10 protein-coding genes are annotated in these 13,642 nt (G+C 49.8%); 6 read left to right on the forward strand and 4 right to left on the reverse strand.

The genetic code is table 11. The features are described from left to right. The first annotated feature begins 98 nt into the window (after positions 1-98). The 3 genes from ACM615_RS19820 (at position 99) to ACM615_RS19830 (ending at position 2,923) form a co-directional block, all read left to right on the forward strand. A complete protein-coding gene (locus ACM615_RS19820) occupies positions 99-1,262 on the forward strand; it encodes an MFS transporter (protein WP_431012379.1) in 1,164 nt (387 codons plus the stop codon). A 222-nt stretch (positions 1,263-1,484) separates the two neighbouring features. Beyond that, positions 1,485-2,177 (forward strand): hypothetical protein, encoded by a 693-nt coding sequence (locus ACM615_RS19825; protein ID WP_431012380.1) that lies wholly within the window; start codon positions 1,485-1,487, stop codon positions 2,175-2,177. Between the two features lie 59 nt (positions 2,178-2,236). Then, positions 2,237-2,923, forward strand: coding sequence for a hypothetical protein (locus ACM615_RS19830; protein WP_181955504.1), 687 nt, complete (start codon positions 2,237-2,239; stop codon positions 2,921-2,923). A 97-nt stretch (positions 2,924-3,020) separates the two neighbouring features. Here ACM615_RS19830 and leuD read toward each other — a convergent pair whose 3' ends face one another. Genes leuD through leuA form a run of 4 tightly spaced genes read right to left on the reverse strand, consistent with a single transcriptional unit; the run spans position 3,021 to position 7,719 of the window. Beyond that, entirely contained in the window at positions 3,021-3,623 is a 603-nt protein-coding gene (leuD, locus tag ACM615_RS19835) for a 3-isopropylmalate dehydratase small subunit (RefSeq protein WP_113876337.1), read from the reverse strand. A gap of 10 nt (positions 3,624-3,633) precedes the next feature. After that, on the reverse strand, positions 3,634-5,034 hold the full coding sequence (gene leuC / locus ACM615_RS19840) for a 3-isopropylmalate dehydratase large subunit (RefSeq protein ID WP_112286963.1): 1,401 nt from the start codon (positions 5,032-5,034) through the stop codon (positions 3,634-3,636). Between the two features lies 1 nt (position 5,035). Continuing rightward, the gene (gene leuB, locus ACM615_RS19845) at positions 5,036-6,127 is read right to left on the reverse strand and encodes a 3-isopropylmalate dehydrogenase (protein ID WP_113876339.1); all 1,092 of its coding nucleotides are present in this window, start codon (positions 6,125-6,127) and stop codon (positions 5,036-5,038) included. Positions 6,128-6,129: 2 nt separating this feature from the next. Then, entirely contained in the window at positions 6,130-7,719 is a 1,590-nt protein-coding gene (gene leuA / locus ACM615_RS19850) for a 2-isopropylmalate synthase (RefSeq protein WP_112286961.1), read from the reverse strand. Positions 7,720-8,461: 742 nt separating this feature from the next. Here leuA and leuO point away from each other — a divergent pair. The 3 genes from leuO (at position 8,462) to ilvI (ending at position 13,640) form a co-directional block, all read left to right on the forward strand. After that, complete coding sequence (leuO, locus tag ACM615_RS19855) at positions 8,462-9,409, forward strand: transcriptional regulator LeuO (protein WP_431012381.1); 948 nt, start codon at positions 8,462-8,464, stop codon at positions 9,407-9,409. 294 nt (positions 9,410-9,703) lie between these two features. After that, on the forward strand, positions 9,704-11,500 hold the full coding sequence (locus ACM615_RS19860; RefSeq protein WP_113876340.1) for an AMP-dependent synthetase/ligase: 1,797 nt from the start codon (positions 9,704-9,706) through the stop codon (positions 11,498-11,500). Between the two features lie 421 nt (positions 11,501-11,921). Beyond that, positions 11,922-13,640, forward strand: a complete 1,719-nt coding sequence (gene ilvI / locus ACM615_RS19865) for an acetolactate synthase 3 large subunit (RefSeq protein ID WP_113876341.1) — start codon at positions 11,922-11,924, stop codon at positions 13,638-13,640. The last annotated feature ends 2 nt before the right edge of the window (positions 13,641-13,642 follow it).

The following is a 13,642-nucleotide window of genomic DNA, read 5'->3' on the forward strand; positions in this document are numbered from 1 at the left end:
CGGGATTCGTGCCGCTTGCCGCCTTTCTGCAACTCGAACTGTTTTGGGTATACACTGTATATTGTGCTGTAAGACATTCATTTCTCAGGGACGACGTCATGCCAAAACCTCGTTTTAATCGTATTTATGTCACCTTTCTGGTGGTCTCCTTGCTGTGCGGCGTGGCGGGTGCATTACAGGCACCGACGCTGAGTCTGTTTCTGACTAACGAAGTGAAGGTCCGGCCACTGTGGGTGGGATTCTTTTATACCGTTAACGCCATCGCCGGGATCGCGATCAGCTTTCTGCTGGCTAACCGTTCCGATAACAAAGGCGACCGGCGGAAATTGCTGATGTTCTGCTGCCTGATGGCGCTGGGTAACAGCCTGGTATTTGCCTTTAGCCGCGATTATCTGGTGCTGATCACCGTCGGCGTATTGCTGGCGGCGATAGGCAATGCGTCGATGCCGCAGCTCTTTGCGCTGGCGCGTGAACATGCGGATCGCTCCGCCAGTGAAGTGGTGATGTTCAGTTCGATGATGCGTGCGATGCTCTCGCTGGCGTGGGTGCTGGGCCCGCCGCTCTCTTTTATGCTCGCGCTGAATTACGGCTTTACGCCGATGTACCTGAGTGCCGCCGCAGTGTTTGTCGGCAGCATATTAATGATCTTTTTCTTCCTGCCGTCAGTGCCGCGCCTTGAACAGCCGGTGGATGAAAAAGCGGTGCCGGTTAGCGCCTGGCGCAACAAAGATGTGCGGCTGTTGTTCTTTTCCTCCCTGCTGATGTGGACCTGCAATATCATGTATGTCATTGATATGCCGCTGTACATCACCAGTGATTTGGGTCTGCCGGAAGGGCTGGCGGGCTTGCTGATGGGAACCGCTGCCGGACTGGAGATTCCAGCGATGTTGCTGGCGGGTTATCTGGTCAAACGTACCGGCAAGCGCAAGCTGATGCTGTATGCCGTGGCGAGCGGTGTGATTTTCTATGCCGGACTGGTGGCGTTTCAGTTCAAAGCCGCGCTGATGATCCTGCAATTGTTCAACGCGATTTTCATCGGCATCGTCGCCGGGATCGGAATGTTATATTTTCAGGATCTGATGCCGGGAAGGGCGGGTTCAGCGACCACACTTTTCACCAACAGCATTTCTACCGGTGTAATTTGCGCGGGGTTGTTGCAGGGCTTTATCGTGGAAAACTTCGGCCACTATCCGGTCTACTGGGCGGCGACCGTGCTGGCGGTGGTGGCGCTCGGGCTGATGTATAAAGTCAAAGATGTGTGAATGACGTGGGGTTAAAGAGCGATTAATTCGCTCTTTAACCTATTCAACTGAATAATACATTTAGTTTTCCAAGCTTCTGCAATGACTTAGTTTTTATTAGTTATCTGGATTCTCCCTCAAGAATAAACATTCTTCTCCCCCTCTAATCCTCCTTACCGTCTGGATAATTAAAGGAGGGGGCTATATTATCGGCTTTCTAAAATACTGATAAAGGGGAAAAATATGATTCCGGTTGTACTTATAAGGAAAACATATAATTCATTTCTTGATGAGAAGAAATCTGAGGGCGTTTGTTTTGGTTTATGTCTGACCTGGCTTGGCGATATATTAAAAGAACGGCCAGCACAGAAAATGGGCAACTGGTTTCCAGGCTGGCTTTCCGGTTGGTTTTCCCCGCCACTGACAGCGGATAAGAAAGCCTTAATCCCCTCTGATACTGTGAAGCTAAGGCTATTACTGGAGCGGGCATACCGACGGCATGAGAGCTATCTGAAAAGCTGCAGGGAGAGTCAGCAGGATCCGAAACGTCAGACAGGACGCCATGAGGCCTTTGTTAATTATAAAAATTTCCGTCAGGCAGAAAAGGAAAAAATAACAGGGGTTCCCGGATTACAATATCGACTGATAGCACGTAATGATTTTATGTTGTTTAACGGGTTAAATCTTTCTGGTCATGCTCATCCTCTCACCGGGACGATCATTGCTTTCCGGTATTCTGAGATACCGGGCGAGGTCGGCTACCATTCCGTTGCAGCCTTTCGCTATAATGCCACGGAATGTTTTTTTCTCGATCCTAATTTAGGATTATTTAAAACATCCTCTTCTTATCCTATGAAGGATGTCACTCAATATATTAATAAGGTATACAAAGAGGCTGTGCCATTATTAGAATTTATAGTTTCCAGGGATAATTAAAAATAGCCTCTCATGGATATTGTATTTCGTTAGATGATAATGTTGGAGATGTTTTTAGTATGATTACGATTACTTCTATTGAAAAAAACTATGGTTCATTCACTGATGAACATAAATCGGAGGGTTATTGTTTTGGCTTTTGTCTTACCTGGTTAGGCGATATATTGAAAGACCGGTCTTCACAATATTCAGGGCGTTGGTTTTCAGGATGGTTTACACCCGTGAAATCTCCTGAAGAAAAAGCTTTATTGCCCACAGATTATGCAAGCCAGCGCCTGCTTTTTGACCGGGCACGCAGAAAGCAAGAAAATTCAGAAAGACGAGCTGACGAGGATAGTGCTCAAGGCTTCAGCCAGTTAGAGCATGAGGAAGTTACTGTAAATTATAAGAATAGACGTCAGCGTGAAAAAGAAATGATAACTGCCGTTCCCGGCTTAAAATATTCTTTGCATGAACGAAGTTCCTTTATGACAATGACCACGCTGAATACTCGCGAGAATAAGAATCCCTTATCCGGGATGATTATCAAGTTCCAGTTTACAGATGAGGGTGAAGAGGCATGCCATGCTGTCGCCGCCTTTCGTTACAATGAGTTTGAGTCTTTTTTCCTCGATCCAAACTATGGTCTGTTTAAAACGGTGTCAGCCTACCCGATGCTGGAAATAGCCGAATTTTTATCGAGTAAATACCACTATCCTCTTGCGCTAAGCGAAATAAGGGTGACAAAGAAGTTTACGACAGAGTGACTCTGTGAGGGAAGTTTGGCAGAGGTTCTGGTATGAGGTTAAGGCTGATTAAGAAAGCGGGACTGAGCCCGCCTTCTTAATCGCTAACTGACAATAATCACTGCATAAAGGCAGGCTGATTTTTCTCGTAGCTGGAAATGTTTGTTTCGTGCTGCAACGTCAGGCCGATGCTGTCCAGACCGTTGATCATGCAGTGACGGCGGAAGCTGTCGATGACGAACGGATAGGTTTTATCGCCTGCTTTCACGGTTTGCGCTTCCAGATCTACTTCGAACTGAATGCCTTCGTTGTTTTTTACCAGTTCAAACAACTCGTCGATTTCTGCTTCGCTCAGGGTGATCGGCAGCAACTGGTTGTTGAAAGAATTACCGTAGAAAATATCGGCAAAGCTTGGCGCGATCACCGCATGGAAGCCGTAATCAGTCAGCGCCCAGGGCGCATGTTCGCGGGAAGAACCGCAACCAAAGTTTTCGCGTGCCAGTAAAATGCTCGCGCCTTTGTAACGCGGCTTGTTCAGCACGAAATCAGGATTGGGCACCTGACCTGCATCGTCCAGAAAACGCCAGTCGTTAAACAGGTGCTGACCGAAACCGGTACGGGTCACTTTCTGCAAAAACTGTTTCGGAATAATGGCATCGGTATCGACGTTAGCTGCATCCAGCGGAACCACCAGACCGATGTGTTGGGTAAATTTAGCCATGGTGTTTTCCTCAGTTCAGTTCACGAATATCAGCGAAACGGCCGGTAACCGCCGCCGCCGCCGCCATTGCCGGGCTGACCAGATGCGTACGGCCCCCACGACCCTGACGGCCTTCGAAATTACGGTTACTGGTGGACGCGCAACGCTCGCCGGGTTCCAGACGGTCATTGTTCATCGCCAGACACATTGAGCAGCCTGGCAGACGCCATTCGAAACCCGCTTCAATAAAGATCTTATCCAGACCTTCTTCTTCCGCCTGCGCTTTTACCGGACCGGAGCCTGGTACCACAATCGCCTGTACGCCGCTCGCCACTTTACGGCCTTTGGCAATGGCTGCTGCCGCACGTAAATCTTCGATACGGGAGTTGGTGCAGGAACCGATAAACACTTTATCGATCGCCACATCGGTCAGTTTAATGCCCGGTTGCAGATCCATATACGCCAGCGCTTTTTCAGCAGAAGCACGTTCTACCGGATCAGCAAATGAGGCCGGATTCGGGATGGTCTGGTTTACCGCCATCACCTGACCCGGGTTAGTGCCCCAGGTGACCTGTGGTGCGATTTCAGATGCGTCCAGGGTGACAATGCTGTCAAACTTCGCACCGTCTTCCGTTTTCAGGGTCTTCCAGTACTCAACTGCCGCGTCCCAGTTCTGGTCTTTCGGCGCGAACTGACGGCCTTTCAGATAGGCAAACGTGGTTTCGTCCGGCGCAACCAGACCGGCTTTCGCACCCATTTCGATCGCCATGTTGCACAGGGTCATACGACCTTCCATGCTCAGCGCCTCAATGGCTTTACCGCAGAATTCTACAACGTGACCCGTACCGCCAGCGCTGCCGGTTTTACCGATGATCGCCAGAACGATATCTTTCGCCGTGATACCGACAGGTGCATCGCCAGTCACTTCGATTTTCATGGTTTTGGCGCGACCCTGTTTCAGGGTTTGCGTCGCCAGAACGTGTTCCACTTCTGATGTACCGATACCGAAGGCCAGCGAACCAAACGCACCGTGCGTGGCAGTATGGGAATCGCCACACACAATGGTCATGCCCGGCAAGGTCATGCCCTGCTCAGGACCGATAACATGAACGATGCCCTGATACGGATGGTTCAGGTCATACAACTGCACGCCGAATTCCGCACAGTTTTTAATTAATTCCTGCATCTGGATGCGCGCCATTTCGCCGCTTGCATTGATGTCTTTGGTTTGCGTGGACACGTTGTGGTCCATGGTCGCAAAGGTTTTACCCGGCTGGCGCACCTGACGACCCATCGCGCGCAGGCCGTCAAAAGCTTGCGGAGATGTCACTTCGTGAACCAGGTGGCGGTCGATGTATAACAATGGCGTTTCGTTTTGTGCTTCATAAACGACGTGCGCATCAAACAATTTCTGATACAGAGTTTTGGCCATGTTATGCCCCTTCTTTCACAAAGCGGGCAATGATATCGCCCATTTCACTGGTGCCCAGTGCCTGCTGACCGTTAGCTAAATCACCCGTACGGTGTCCGGCTTCCAGTGCTTTATTAACAGCCTGTTCGATGGCATTGGCCGCGTCATCCGCACCCAGGCTGTAGCGCAGTAACAGCGCGGCAGACAGGATTTGTGCAATCGGGTTAGCGATGTTTTTACCGGCGATATCCGGCGCTGAGCCACCCGCAGGCTCGAACAAACCAAATGCCTGCTCGTTCATGCTGGCAGAAGGCAACATGCCCATCGAGCCGGTGATCATCGCGCACTCGTCAGACAGGATGTCGCCGAACAGGTTGGAACACAGCAGCACGTCAAACTGTGACGGGTCTTTTATCAGCTGCATGGTCGCATTATCGATGTACATGTGGCTCAGGCTGACATCCGGATAATCTTTGGCGATTTCGTTAACCACTTCGCGCCACATAATGGAAGTCTGCAACACGTTCGCTTTATCGATGGAGGTCACTTTGCTGCGGCGTTTGCGCGCAGATTCAAAGGCAATACGGGCGATACGCTCAATCTCAAAGCGGTAATACACTTCGGTATCAAACGCTTTCTCATGCATACCCTGACCTTCGCGGCCTTTAGGCTGACCGAAGTAAATGCCACCCGTCAGTTCGCGCACACACAAGATATCGAAACCTTTTGCGGCGATGTCGGCACGCAGCGGGCAGAATTCTTCCAGACCCTGATACAGACGGGCAGGGCGCAGGTTGCTGAACAGTTTGAAATGTTTGCGCAGGGGCAATAATGCGCCACGCTCAGGCTGATCGTTTGGCGGCAAGTGTTCCCATTTCGGGCCACCAACGGAACCGAACAAAATTGCATCAGCTTGTTCGCAACCGGTAACGGTCGCTTCCGGCAACGGGCTGCCGTGTTTGTCGATGGCTGCGCCACCCACATCGTATTCGCTGGTGGTGATCTTCAGACCAAAACGCTGACGTACTGCTTCCAGAACTTTATATGCCTGGGCCATAACTTCCGGGCCAATTCCGTCTCCGGGTAAGACGGCAATATGATGGGTCTTGCTCATGTTCACACCGTTTCCTGATTATTTTGAATGTTGTTGTGTTGCTGACCTGACTGCTGCAAACGTTGTTTTTCAATCTCAACTTGTTTGCTGCGCCAGATGTTATTCAGTACGTGTACCATCGCTTTTGCAGAGGATTCGACAATGTCCGTTGCCAGGCCGACACCGTGGAAACGGCGGCCATTGAAAGAGACGACCACGTCAACCTGGCCCAGTGCATCTCGGCCCTGGCCTTTGGCGCTCAGCTGGTATTTCACCAGCTCAATCTGATAACCAGTGATGCGGTTGATGGCCTGATATACGGCATCAACTGGACCGTTGCCGGTGGCGGCTTCGGTGATAATTTCTTCGCCGCAGGACAAATTGACTGATGCCGTGGCGGTAATTTTGGAGCCGGACTGCACGCTGAAGTTATCCAGACGGTAGAACTCAGGCTCTTCTTGCTGCTTGTTAATGAAGACCAGTGCTTCTAAATCGTAGTCGAAAACCTGACCTTTTTTGTCGGCCAGCTTCAGGAACGCGGCATACAGATGATCCAGATTGTAATCGGCTTCTTTGTAGCCCATTTCTTCCATACGATGCTTAACGGCAGCACGACCGGAGCGGGAAGTCAGGTTCAGCTGAACCTGATTCAGACCGATGGATTCCGGAGTCATGATTTCGTAGTTTTCGCGGTTTTTCAGCACGCCGTCCTGATGGATACCGGAGGAATGCGCGAAGGCGTTAGAACCGACAATCGCTTTGTTGCCCGGGATCGGCATGTTGGTGATCTGGCTGACAATCTGGCTGGTGCGGTAGATTTCTTTGTGATTGATGTTGGTGTGAACGTTCATGTAGTCGCTGCGGGTGCGGATCGCCATGATCACTTCTTCCAGCGCAGTGTTACCGGCACGTTCGCCGATACCGTTCAGTGTGCCCTCAACCTGACGCGCGCCGGCCTGAATCGCCGCGATGGAGTTACCGACTGCCATGCCCAGATCGTCGTGGCAGTGAACGGAAATAATCGCTTTATCAATGTTAGGCACGCGTTCATACAGATTGGTGATAATGCCACCGAACTGAACCGGCGTGGTGTAACCCACGGTGTCAGGAATGTTGATGGTGGTCGCCCCGGCCTTGATGGCAGCTTCAACAACACGGCACAGGTTATCCAGCGGGGTACGACCAGCGTCTTCGCAGGAGAATTCGACGTCATCGGTGTAATTACGGGCGCGTTTCACGGAGTGAGTTGCCATCTCCAGCACCTGATCAAACGAACGCTTCAGCTTGGATTCAATGTGCAGGGTAGAGGTGGCCAGGAATACGTGGATGCGGAAAGCTTCTGCTACGCGCAATGCTTCGGCAGCGGCGTCGATATCACCGTCCACACAACGGGCCAGACCGCAAACCCGGCTGTTTTTGATCTGACGGGCAATGGTTTGTACAGACTCGAAATCGCCGGGAGAAGAGACCGGGAAGCCGACTTCCATTACGTCAACGCCCATCCTTTCCAGCGCCATTGCAATTTGAATCTTCTCTTTAACACTCAGGCTGGCTTGTAACGCCTGTTCACCGTCACGCAGCGTGGTATCGAAAATAATGACTTGCTCGCTCATGGGTTGTTCCTTGTCTGCTTTTATTTTCGCGCCCTGCGGAGAGATAAAAAAAAACCCGCGCATCGGCGCGGGTTTATTGTCTGTGGAAGTTGAAATCAGTTCTGATTTTCGCCCACTGGCTTACCGCGCAAATTTTCTGCGTTGAGTAGTAGGCCTAGGAGACGGGTGATCATGAACATATGTTTTCAGCTTCTCGTAATTGGGTGGTTAGAACGGGCATCGTTCAAACAGTGCTTAAAGTGATACGGGAATGTGTGCGGTATGTCAACCTTCACGGTGTGGAAATTTAATAATGATAATTCATCTCATTTAGCATTATAAACTAGTTTACCAAATGTATCTGGAACGAAGGTTTTTGTTCGTTCAGGCGGCAGTAAAGAAAAAAAACAGTCTCAAAATGGACATTAACTTTTCTGGCCAATAGTAATAAGCTAGATAATACAGTGGGTTGTAAATGATTTAGTGCAGCTTAACTTATTATTCATTTTCCGCATGTTGTTTCTATAAACATTTTATTGTTCTATATCATCAGTTTTGCCTAGATGAAATTAAGGTGGCATTTATCTTTCTGATTATTGGAAATAAGAGTCGATTTCTTTCTGAAAGTAGAATGCATTGAGTTACTGAATTCATTTACTGGTTTTTTGTATGCCCGAATTCATTTCGGTGACATTTTATTAGAAACGAATAATTAAGGGTGATCAGCCTTAAACAGGTTGAGGTATCTTGAATAGGAAATGTAATGTCCGATTTGACTACAGACAATCAAACTAAACCTCCTGAAACGGAAACACACCTCCGCAATGTAGATTTGAATTTGTTAACGGTATTTGATGCCGTGATGCAATTACAAAATATTACTCGCGCAGCCAATATGTTGGGGATGTCCCAACCGGCAGTGAGTAACGCTGTCGCCCGGTTAAAAATCATGTTTAATGATGATTTGTTTGTCCGCTTTGGCCGTGGGATCCAGCCAACAATGCGCGCGCGCCAGTTATTTGGCCCTATCCGTCAGGCTCTGCAACTGGTGATGAACGAACTCCCGGGAGCGGGTTTCGATCCTAACGTGAGTATTCGTGAATTCAATGTGGCGATTTGCAGTCCGCTGGACAAACGTCTGACTTCGCAGGTACTGAATTCGGTCGAAACTTTATCGACGGATGTCAGTATTAAATTGCAAACCATTGTGAACGACAATATTGAGCATCAGTTACGTTATCAGAATATTGAGTTCATGATCAGTTATCGTAAATTCGACCGCCCGGACTTTTGTAATCAGGCGTTATTTAATGATGAACTGGTTCTGGTTGCAGCACAAAAACATCCGCGGATCAGTCCGCATATGTCAGATGAGAAATATCTGAAAGAAAAACATGCGGTCATGATGCTTGATCGTTTTTATTCATTCAGTTCACCTTATTATGATGACCCCGAAATGCATTCGCTGATTGCTTATCAGGGAACAGATCTTTCCAGCGTAATGGAAATAGTGTCGAAAACAGATATGGTCGCGCTGGTACCGCGCTGGATGGCACAATCGAGTGCCGGAATATTAAATCTGTCCGTTATCCCGTTACCCTGGATGAAGAACAACCTGACTTGTTATCTGTCATGGCATGAATCTTCCAGTAAAGATAAAGGCAATATGTGGATGAAGTCGTTATTAAGCCAATGCATTATTTCTTTATAGCGAGTGACTCTGATACGTCCCATTTTTACTGTGTTTCCTTCCACAGTAAAAATGGCTGGTTATGGTTTTCTTTGTGGTTTTTTATCCTGCCTGGTTTTTGCGCCTCGTTAGAGCCACGCAGGTTTTTTTCATTTCTAAAAGTCCTTCCTGGTTTTCCAAAAGAGCACCTGTGCTTCTACAATTTGATTTCACCGTGCAATGTTTGCCGGTAGACTGCGTTAAATCTTTGTAACAGAGCAATGCAGTAAGCTCCCTCCTTTATCTGATTGCGCTGGACGCCGGTATAGACGCTCAATGAATCCAACCTTAAATGACTACCACCTGATCACCCGTTTTCGCCATCAAGTCATCAGTCGCGCTGAAAAAATTGCATTCCGTGAATGGTCGCCTGCGGCAGAAAGCACGCTAACCTGGCGTGAACTAGGTGAGAAAGTCGATGCGCTGTCCGACGTTTTGCTTCAGGAGAACGTGGGTATCCAGGAGCGGATCGCCATTTGCGGAAACAACTCGATGGCCTGGGCGATGACCGATCTGGCGATTTTGCAGTTACGGGCCGTCACCGTGCCCGTGTATGCGACCAATACCCCCGCGCAGTCTGCGTATGTGCTTAATGATGCCGATATCCGCATTTTGTTCGTTGTCGGGCAGAGTCAGTATGATGCGGCGGTGGCGTTGCGTGAACTGTGCCCGCAACTGAAACATATCTTTGTGCTCGATAACGACGTTGATTTGCGCGGTGTGCCCATTGCCCGGCATGTTTCAGGCATTGTTCCTCAGGACAGCGTTGTGGCGGCTGAACGTGAGGCGCGGGTTAACGCCTGTGATCTCAACGATCTCTTCACGCTGATTTATACCTCGGGAACAACGGGGGAGGCGAAAGGCGTCATGCTCGATTACGTCAGCATGGCGACGCAACTAAAGCAGCATGAAAAACGCCTGAGTATTTCTGACCGCGATGTCTCGTTATGCTTTCTGCCGCTGGCGCATGTTTTCGAGCGCGCCTGGAGTTTCTTCGTCATGCACAGTGGCGCGCAGAATGTTTTCCTGCGTGAAACTGATTTGGTGCGCGATGCGTTGCAGGCTGTTAAACCCACGGTAATGTGCGCGGTTCCGCGTTTCTATGAAAAAGTTTTCAGCGCCATACATGACAAAGTAGCCCGAGCCGGAACCGTAAAAAAACGACTTTTCCACTGGGCTGTCGCGCAGGGCAAAGAGAAGTTTCTGACTGAACGCCGTAAAGCGCGTTATCCCTTCTGGCTTTCTCCGGCGTATTTCATCGCCGATAAACTGGTACTGAAAAAGCTGCGCAATCTGCTGGGGGGAAATTTACGCTTTCTGCCGGCAGCGGGCGCCAGTCTTGACGATAACGTGATCTTGTTTTTCGAATCACTTGGTTTGAAAATAAAATACGGTTACGGTCTGACAGAAACCTGCGCCACCGTTACCTGCTGGGAAGAAAACGATTTCCGCTTCGGTTCGGTCGGTACAGCGTTACCCGAAATTGAAGTGCGCATTGGCGAAGAGAATGAAATCCAGGTTCGCGGCCCGACGCTTTTAAGAGGTTATTTTAATAAGCCGGAAGAAACGGCGGCCAGTTTTACGGCTGATGGCTGGTTTAAAACCGGCGATGCCGGAAAAATGGACGCAGAAGGCAATGTGTTCATCACCGAACGGCTGAAGGATCTGATGAAAACCTCGGGCGGCAAATACATTGCGCCGCAGCGTATAGAAGGCACGCTGGTGCAGGATCGTTACATTGAGCAGGCTGCGGTGATCGCCGATGAACGTCACTTTGTTTCCGCGCTGATTGTGCCTGATTTTGACGTGCTGAACGTTTACGCGCAAAACCATCATATCGATTATCTGAACCGCACCGGGCTGGTTAAAAACGAGCAAATCCTTTCACTGTTTGCGCATCAGTTGCGCGAGATCCAGCATGAGCTGGCCGGTTTTGAGCAGGTGAAAAAATTTGTACTGCTGACCAAGCCTTTCACGATGGAGGATGGTGAGCTGACCCCGACGCTTAAGTTGCGGCGCAAAATCATCTTCAGCCGTTATCAGAAAGAAATCGACCAGCTTTACCGCGAGTAATTCCTTCCGGATCTGTTTCCCCTTTTCCCTGCGCAATTACCGGCAAACATGCGTTTGCCGGTTTCATCCTCATTTGTATGTCCGTGACGGACATAATTTAATACTGTAATTTTTCGGGCCTTCCTGATATTTCTGACTGGTTGTTACTCTCAGGCAGTGTTTTGTGCCGGGCAGAAGAATGAAGGCAGTGCGAGCCGATATAACGATATTTCCTGACCCTTTTTGGCGTTTGCCTGACTCAGATTCTGACGCTAAGGTACTGAGTTAGGTTTGTGAACGCCAATAAGAACAGCAGGGTTTTTTAATCCCGATAGAAAGTCCTAAAATTCAGCGGTTTCCCAATAAATCGTTGCCTGATAGAACAGCTAGCTGAAATAAAAAGTCATCCTATAGAAGAAACAAAAAGCCTGGAGGCAAAACCATGGAGATGTTGTCAGGAGCCGAGATGGTCGTCCGGTCGTTAATCGACCAGGGCGTTAAGCACGTATTCGGTTATCCCGGCGGAGCGGTGTTGGATATCTATGATGCCCTGCATACGGTCGGTGGGATAGATCATGTGCTGGTGAGACATGAACAGGGTGCTGTTCATATGGCTGATGGTTATGCGCGCGCCACGGGTGACGTGGGCGTGGTGCTGGTGACTTCCGGTCCCGGCGCAACCAATGCGATCACCGGTATTGCCACGGCTTATATGGATTCCATTCCACTGGTGGTGCTATCAGGTCAGGTCCACAGTTCACTCATTGGTTATGACGCGTTCCAGGAATGCGACATGGTGGGCATTTCCCGCCCGGTGGTGAAACACAGTTTTCTGGTAAAGCGCGCGGAAGATATTCCGACTGTGCTGAAAAAAGCGTTTTATCTGGCGTCTACCGGACGTCCTGGCCCGGTCGTCGTCGACCTGCCAAAAGATGTGGTGAATCCGCAGATCAAACTGCCTTACGCCTATCCTGAGCAGGTAACAATGCGCTCCTACAACCCGACGGTGCAGGGCCATCGCGGGCAAATCAAACGTGCCGTCCAAACCTTGCTGGCGGCTAAAAAACCGGTGCTGTACGTCGGCGGCGGTGCGATCAACTCTGAGTGTGATGCTGAGTTGCTGCAGCTGGCAGAGAAACTGAATCTGCCGGTAACCAGTTCTCTGATGGGGCTGGGCGCTTTCCCTGGCACGCATCGTCAGAGCCTTGGCATGCTCGGTATGCACGGCACTTACGAAGCCAATATGGCGATGCACAGTGCGGATCTGATTTTCGGCGTAGGTGTGCGTTTCGACGACCGTACTACTAATAATCTGGCGAAATATTGCCCGAATGCGACAGTCATGCATATCGATATCGACCCGACGTCCATTTCTAAAACCGTGAATGCGGATATTCCCATTGTCGGCGATGCAAAACAGACACTGGTTCAGATGCTCGAATTGCTGGCACAAAGCGACGAAAAGCAGGAATTCGATGCGCTGCGCGACTGGTGGCAAAACATTGAAAACTGGCGCGGCCGCGAATGCCTGAGCTACGACAAAAATACCGGCACCATCAAGCCGCAGGCGGTTATCGAAACGCTGCACCGTCTGACTAAAGGCGATGCCTACGTGACGTCGGATGTCGGCCAGCATCAGATGTTTGCTGCGCTGTATTATAAATTCGACAAGCCGCGACACTGGATCAACTCCGGTGGCCTCGGCACAATGGGCTTTGGCCTGCCAGCCGCGCTGGGTGTAAAACTCGGTTTGCCGGATGAAACGGTGATTTGCGTGACCGGTGACGGCAGTATTCAGATGAACATTCAGGAACTGTCGACTGCGCTGCAATACGATTTGCCGGTGATCGTTGTGAACCTGAACAACGGTTATCTCGGCATGGTGAAGCAGTGGCAGGACATGATTTACTCCGGCCGTCATTCCCAATCCTATATGCAATCTCTGCCTGATTTCGTGAAACTGGCGGAAGCTTACGGGCACGTGGGTATCGCAATCCGCACGCCGGATGAACTGGAAAGCAAACTGGCGCTGGCGCTGGAACAGAAAAATCGTCTGGTATTTGTGGATATCAGCATAGATGAAACAGAACACGTTTACCCGATGCACATCCGTGGCGGTGCGATGGACGAAATGTGGTTAAGCAAAACGGAGAGGACCTGATC

The sequence above is a fragment of the Rahnella sp. PAMC25617 genome, assembly GCF_050606005.1.
GTDB classification, from domain to species: domain Bacteria; phylum Pseudomonadota; class Gammaproteobacteria; order Enterobacterales; family Enterobacteriaceae; genus Rahnella; species Rahnella variigena.

Bases quoted from the DNA above. Each gene is read 5' to 3' on its own strand.
- ilvI (WP_113876341.1), top strand. From the start codon at position 11,922: ATGGAGATGTTGTCAGGAGCCGAGATGGTCGTCCGGTCGTTAATCGAC.
- ACM615_RS19820 (WP_431012379.1), top strand. From the start codon at position 99: ATGCCAAAACCTCGTTTTAATCGTATTTATGTCACCTTTCTGGTGGTC.
- leuC (WP_112286963.1), bottom strand. From the start codon at position 5,034: ATGGCCAAAACTCTGTATCAGAAATTGTTTGATGCGCACGTCGTTTAT.
- ACM615_RS19830 (WP_181955504.1), top strand. From the start codon at position 2,237: ATGATTACGATTACTTCTATTGAAAAAAACTATGGTTCATTCACTGAT.
- leuD (WP_113876337.1), bottom strand. From the start codon at position 3,623: ATGGCTAAATTTACCCAACACATCGGTCTGGTGGTTCCGCTGGATGCA.
- leuA (WP_112286961.1), bottom strand. From the start codon at position 7,719: ATGAGCGAGCAAGTCATTATTTTCGATACCACGCTGCGTGACGGTGAA.
- leuB (WP_113876339.1), bottom strand. From the start codon at position 6,127: ATGAGCAAGACCCATCATATTGCCGTCTTACCCGGAGACGGAATTGGC.
- leuO (WP_431012381.1), top strand. From the start codon at position 8,462: ATGTCCGATTTGACTACAGACAATCAAACTAAACCTCCTGAAACGGAA.
- ACM615_RS19825 (WP_431012380.1), top strand. From the start codon at position 1,485: ATGATTCCGGTTGTACTTATAAGGAAAACATATAATTCATTTCTTGAT.
- ACM615_RS19860 (WP_113876340.1), top strand. From the start codon at position 9,704: ATGAATCCAACCTTAAATGACTACCACCTGATCACCCGTTTTCGCCAT.